Genomic DNA, 5,657 nt, shown 5'->3' with positions numbered 1-5,657 from the left:
GGGTACGCCTCGAGGGCCCGGCCCGCCCCGGCTGTCTCCGGCTGGGGCCGCTTCCCAACCGGCTGCCACCCCAGGGATCCTTCGGGCTCGGGCTCGGGCTCCTGGTCCTCGTCGAGCTGACCTTGCCGAAGTGAACCAGCTAAGGCCGGCTGAGAGGTGAGCCCGAAAGAGGCTGTGGGATGGCGAAGGCAACGCAGATCTGCGGCGCAAGCAGGCGTTGCGCCGAGCTCAGTGCCCATTGGCGACCGCGACGACGGGCTGCGCTCACGGGGTGCCGGGGCCCTCGGCGCACAGTGCGTGGTCGATCAGGGCGCTGGCCGCTTTCTCTTGGTCGAGTATGTGCTTCGGGGTGTCGCCGCGTGCCTCGGACATGGAGACCACGGCACTTCGCCTGGCGTCGTCGGTGACGCCGTTGAGGGTGATGTAGCCGCCGTCCCCGCCCTCGTGGCTCCAGTAGGTTCCTCCGCAACTCAGGGGGCGTTCGACCAGGCCGAGCCCGTATCGGCCGCCGGGCCACAGCTGTTGGACCTCCGCGTTCACGGGAACCGTCTGCTTCATCTCGGCCATCTGCCGCGTCGGTAGCAGGTGGCCCGCGAGCAGCGCGCGGAGGAAGACGTTCTCGTCCCGAGTGGTCGTGACCCACGAAAGGTTCTCGTGGTCCACCGGTATCTGGTCGGTGACGTCCACCTGGGAGCCGGGGCCGAAGAACTGGTATGCCTGGGCGTGCGGCTGGGGCAGGGTGGGCGAGGTGCCGTTCCACCGGGTCTGGTCGAGACCGAGCGGTCGCAGGATACGGTTTTCGATCTCTTGGTGGGCGGGGTGACCGGTGGCCTTCTGGATGATCATGTCGAGCAGGACATAGCCGGTGTTGGAGTACGCCCAGCCCTTGCCGGGCGGGAAGTCCGGCGCGTGGGCCATGGCGCGGGCAACCAGCTGCTCGGGGCCGTAGACGTCGTGGCGCTGCTGGTAGTACTCCTCGGGCGTTGTGTATCCGGGCAGGCCGTCGGGGATGCCGCTGGTGTGCTGGAGCAGCTGGCGGATGGTGACCCGGCTGCCGTCGTTGCCCTTGCTCCGCACCACTCCCGGCAGCCAGTGGTCGACCGTGTCGTGAAGGGACAGCCTGCCCTCGGCCTCCAGTTGGAGGACCACCGTGGCGACCAGCGTCTTGGACGTGCTGGCCATGCGGAAATAGCCGTTGGAAGGGACCGGGCGGCCAGTGTCCAGGTCGGCGGTGCCGCTGGTGGCGACCGACTGCCGACCGTCAGGTGCGATCACGCGGACTTGCACACCGCTGATACCGAGGGCGTGGATCGCCTCGGCGTCCTGGCGCAACCGCTCCACGGGGGAGGGCCCGGCGGGCTTGGCGCCGGTGGTGGCCGCGCAGGCGGTGAGCAGCGTAGCGACACCAAGTGCCATGGCGAGGTGCTTCCGCAGGATCGAACTCATGACTGGACGCTAGTTCCGGCCCCCCACGGAGTGCGATCCGGCGAACCCCATGACCGGAGTGGGGATATCCCCCAGCGCGTGCTTTGGGGGTTCAGGAAACAGACTCTCCCGCGCATTGAGAAAAGTTGCGGGCCGCTGTCGATCCGGCCGCGTCCCGTTCCACGTCATGCTGTGCGGTGCCTCGCCACACCGTGATGCGAAGAGGAAACACGTGGATCAACTGCCGAGAGTGATGCATTTCAACGTCTCGAGTGACGGGATCGGTGCAGGTGAGCACCAGGTCCTCGAGCGGCCGTTCGTCCACGACCATCCCGAGAGGCTGTTCGCCTGGGCCGGAGCCACGGCGAGCTGGCCCATGCGCACGGATCCCGCCGGGAGCCGGGGCCCCGACGACTACTTCACGCGAACGCGGGACTTCGCACGCGACATCGGTGCCGAGATCATGGGCCGCAACAAGTTCGGACTCCAGCGAGGACCCTGGCCAGACGATGAGTGGCGCGGCTGGTGGGGGAAGAACCCCCCTTCCACACCCCGGTGTTCGTCAGGACCCACCACGAGCGTTCGTCGTTCACGCTCTCCGACACCACGTTCCACTTCGTCGACAGCTCTGCGGCCACGGTCCTCGAACGGCGTGGAGAAGCTGCCCAGCGGTGGAGTCAACAAGCCCGTCTGGCTGTGGTGGTCGCGCGCCGGCGCCACCAAAGTGCACGTCGACCGCTGCTGGCAGTCCTTCCTCCGCCGCTTCGACATCGAGCACACATTTCGCCTGTTCAAGCAGACCCTCGGCTGGACCAAGCCCCGGCTCGGTAGCGGCCGACTGGTGGACCTTTCTGGTGATCGCCGCATATGCGCAGCTCCGGCTCGCCCGACCGCTTGCCGCCGATCTCCGGCGCCCCTGCGAGAAGCCGGCCCGCCGAACAAGCTCACGCCGGCCAGGATCCGCCGGGGGCTCAGGAACCTGTGCACGAAGACCGGCCCCCGGCCGGTGCACCGAAACCGTCTCGTCCCGGGCCTGGCCGACCACCGGGTTCCGGAGCCTGACTGGAAGGCGCAGGACAAGCCCGGCAGCGGCACCCAGGCGAAGCGCCGTGAGCGGCAGGCCGCCCTCGACGCCCGGCAGGACGGGGCATCACCTGGGTGAGATCGGCGGTGCCCGGCCGAGAGCACGGCCCAGGACCGTCCGGCGTCGTGGATCCGGGCGTTGAGCCCGCCCGTGTCCCGGGCGAGCGCGAATCACAGATGCGGCAGGGCCGGGTCCGGCCAACCGTCCTCATACCAGCGTTCGATTACCGGAGGACTCTCGGCCGGCCGTCGGCCCGCAGCCTTCTGCGCTCCGAGACCCGGGCGCACACGATCGCACTGGCCGATATGAGCCCGGGCCCGCGCGCCGCAGTCCAGGAACCGGCAACCAGCCAGCGGGCCAGGACCGTCACCACAGCCCACCACACCAGGGCAAGCACCGCCGTCTTCACGATCCACCGTCTCCGCTCCACGCCCCTATCATGGTCAAAGATCGGCAAAGGATCAACGGAGGGCACCGGCGCTTCCAGGACCAGGGAGGCGGCCACCTCGGCGGTCGGGCCCCCGGGGCGCGGGTCGTGCAGGGCCCGGTGGCGCCGAACCGCCCCAGCCCGGTGGCCAGCGCAACGCTGGTGCCGGCCCCTTCCGGCGCCCAGTCGGTGTTGTCGAGCAACAGGCCGTCCAGCGGTCCACCGATCAGTTCGGCGCAGCGCCGACCGGGCCTCGGCTGGTCGTGGTCGGCACCGTAGACCCGGTGGCGCAGCGGCTGTTCGTCTTCACGGTCCGTTCAGTCTGGCAGCCGCCCCGACAACTGGGGTGTCGTCGCGTCACTGGGGTTCCGGCTGCGACGGGCCGGCCCCGGGTAGCAGACCGGCAGGTCATCAACGGGATGGTCTACAAGATCCGCACCGGGATGGGGGTGCTCGTGGATATCCGGGGCTTGCGTGAAATCCTTCGTCCATGAGCACACCGCCTGATGGATTGCCCGTCTACCGAGTCCTGACCGGGCCGGACGATGCCTCGTTCTGCCACCGTGTGAGCGAGGCGATAGGCCTTGGTTACGAGCTACACGAAGGCCCCGCCGTCACCTTCAACGGGGAGAACGTCATCGTCGCCCAGGCGCTGGTCTGACCGACGCGGTCATAGGGACCTTGAGAGCCGCGGTGATCGCGGTTCGGCCCGTGACATGGGAAGGGCCGCGCAGGCTGGGCGAGTTGTGACGCTTGCCTGGGCCCGTGCGGCCTGCTCCATCCCGGACTCGGCCGCCGCGTCCGTACGACGGCCGTGCCGGCCGCGGCGGTGCCGGCTCGCGCCGAAGAAGTGTCCTTCCCCTCTCCCGGCGGCGACTCGTTCTGCCCCCGCCTGATCGACCGGCATCTCGCGGGCGATGCAGGCCGCCGGCGCCGGCGTCATCGCGACCGACACCGGTATCCGCGCGCGGTGCGGGGCCCGCGCGGTGAAGGCGTTCAGCGTGGACGTGAACGCACCCTACGGGCCGAGCCGCGGGACGATGGTGACAGCGATGCTGCTGGCCGCCCGGGGCGTCCCCGTCCACTTCGACCAGGAGGGCCTGCGCGTGTGCGGCAGCGACTGGATCGCCGACGGCCCGTTCGCGCTGGCCGGGGACCGGATCGAGGCCGCCACCATGGTCATGGCCGCCGCCGCGACCGGCGGCAGCGTCCACCTCGACAACATCACCCCGGACAACGTAGCGAACGGTGCCCTCCGCCTATGTGCTCTGTGTGGTCCTGCGAAAGCCGACTGGTAGGCGCTGCGGACCGCCGGCCCTTGCCGAAGCCGTGAGTGGCGGTCCGCGGGAGCCCACCGGAACGGGATCCGGGTCCCTTGGGGCGTCGGATCATGGCCTCGGCCGTGGTCGTCTTCGTCTCGAAGACGACCTCGTCGTGGATGCCGGCCCGGTGGCACCGTGCCCGGTCGATCCAGCCGGGGCCGGTGTTCGTCACCGCGCACCCCGCGGTCGTCGCGGCGGTCGGGTCCCCGTACCGTCAGGCGTCGTAGCCGTAGTCCGTCCAGTTCTCCAGCACGTGCTCTTGCAGTTCGCGGGGGTAGGACGTGCGGAAGGAGGCGGTGGTGCCGCGGAAGTCGTCCGGCAGCAGGCAGTCCGTGACCGACTTGCCGCCCCGGGCGGCCCGGACCTCCTCCGGGGTGAGGTAGGGGACCATCGGGATGCCGGGAGCCTGCGGGAAGGTGTGGTGACCGGTGTCCGGGTGACTGCGGGTGGCGAGCGCCCAGACGACCTGGCCGATGTCGGTGACGTCGATGTCGTCGTCGACGACGATCACCTTGGGCACCAGCCATCCGGCGTGCGAGGCGAACAGCACGTCGGCGATCGAACGGATCAACCGGGCGCGGTCCAGGCCGAGTCCGGTCCGCCGGGCGCGGTCGACGGAGACGGCGAGCCAGCAGGTGGCGGCCTCGTAGGGGCACCACGCCAGGGTGACCGGCAGCCCGGCGGCGCGCAGCACGTCCAGGGCCGCGGCCGCGATCATGGTGCCCCAGATCGTGTGGTTCTCCTCCGGCGGCACCCCGGCCACGCAGACCGGCAGAATCGGGTCGTCGCGGTAGGTGACCGCCTCGACGTGGAAGACGGGCTGCTCCTTGCCGTCGGGGAACGCGTACCCGTGGTACTCCCCCATCGGCCCCTCGGGAGCGGTCTCGTCGCTGCTGAGGTAACCCTCCAGGACGATTTCGGCGTTGGCGGGCACGTACAGTCCGTTCGTCTCGGTACGGACCACCTCGACCGGGCTGCCGGTGAGCGCCCCGACGTAGCCGTCCTCGTCGACGTGCGCCGGGAGCGGCATCCCCGCGGCGGCGAGCGCCGCGGGCGGGGCGCCCAGGACCATCGCCCACGGCGTGTGCCGGCCCGCCCCGCGCCACGCCTCTCGGATCATGCCGACGTGTTGCTGCGCCATGGCGGGGCCGACCAGGGTCCTGCGGTCGCGCAGCATGGTGCGGGCCACCGACCAGCTCGTCCACGAGCCGTCCGGGGTACGCACCACGTGGAAACCGTAGGTGCCGAAGTACCGTCCGCCGTCCTCTTGGTGGAGCAGGGGTACGGGGAAGAGTTCCAGGTCGACGTCGCCACCGGTGCGGACGTTCTGCTTGCACGGGCCGGTGGCGACCTCCACCGGCGCGACGGGGTCCGCGTGCATGGCGGCGACGAGGTGTTC

At 70.3% G+C, this 5,657-nt stretch carries 4 protein-coding genes and 2 pseudogenes; 4 read left to right on the top strand and 2 right to left on the bottom strand.

Features of this window, described 5'->3' with window-relative positions; genetic code table 11:
- Positions 1-264: 264 nt before the first annotated feature.
- A complete protein-coding gene (locus tag H5J33_RS21505; RefSeq protein WP_181796555.1) occupies positions 265-1,446 on the bottom strand; it encodes a serine hydrolase in 1,182 nt (393 codons plus the stop codon).
- Positions 1,447-1,657: 211 nt separating this feature from the next.
- On the opposite strand from H5J33_RS21505, the pseudogene H5J33_RS21500 reads away from it, so the two are divergent.
- The 4 genes and pseudogenes from H5J33_RS21500 to H5J33_RS21485 form a co-directional block, all read left to right on the top strand.
- Positions 1,658-2,094: pseudogene (locus H5J33_RS21500) on the top strand (deaminase); the annotation flags it as partial.
- Positions 2,078-2,478: pseudogene (locus H5J33_RS21495) on the top strand (transposase); the annotation flags it as partial. The pseudogenes H5J33_RS21500 and H5J33_RS21495, both read left to right, overlap by 17 nt.
- 948 nt (positions 2,479-3,426) lie before the next feature.
- Positions 3,427-3,597: a DUF1737 domain-containing protein gene (locus tag H5J33_RS21490; RefSeq protein WP_181796554.1), complete on the top strand. Its 171-nt coding sequence runs from the start codon at positions 3,427-3,429 to the stop codon at positions 3,595-3,597.
- 256 nt (positions 3,598-3,853) lie between these two features.
- Complete coding sequence (locus H5J33_RS21485; protein ID WP_181796553.1) at positions 3,854-4,234, top strand: hypothetical protein; 381 nt, start codon at positions 3,854-3,856, stop codon at positions 4,232-4,234.
- A 238-nt stretch (positions 4,235-4,472) separates the two neighbouring features.
- Here H5J33_RS21485 and H5J33_RS21480 read toward each other — a convergent pair.
- Positions 4,473-5,657 (bottom strand): UbiD family decarboxylase (locus H5J33_RS21480; RefSeq protein WP_220212594.1); only part of this gene is annotated, 1,185 nt, incomplete at its 5' end.

Origin of the sequence: Streptomyces sp. WELS2 (genome assembly GCF_013870595.1) — a bacterium.
Classification (GTDB): domain Bacteria; phylum Actinomycetota; class Actinomycetes; order Streptomycetales; family Streptomycetaceae; genus Streptomyces.
This window is presented reverse-complemented; position numbering and strand designations above follow the sequence as displayed.

Excerpts from the sequence above, each read along its gene's own strand:
- H5J33_RS21505 (WP_181796555.1), bottom strand. The coding sequence starts at position 1,446 with ATGAGTTCGATCCTGCGGAAGCACCTCGCCATGGCACTTGGTGTCGCT.
- H5J33_RS21490 (WP_181796554.1), top strand. The coding sequence starts at position 3,427 with ATGAGCACACCGCCTGATGGATTGCCCGTCTACCGAGTCCTGACCGGG.
- H5J33_RS21485 (WP_181796553.1), top strand. The coding sequence starts at position 3,854 with ATGCAGGCCGCCGGCGCCGGCGTCATCGCGACCGACACCGGTATCCGC.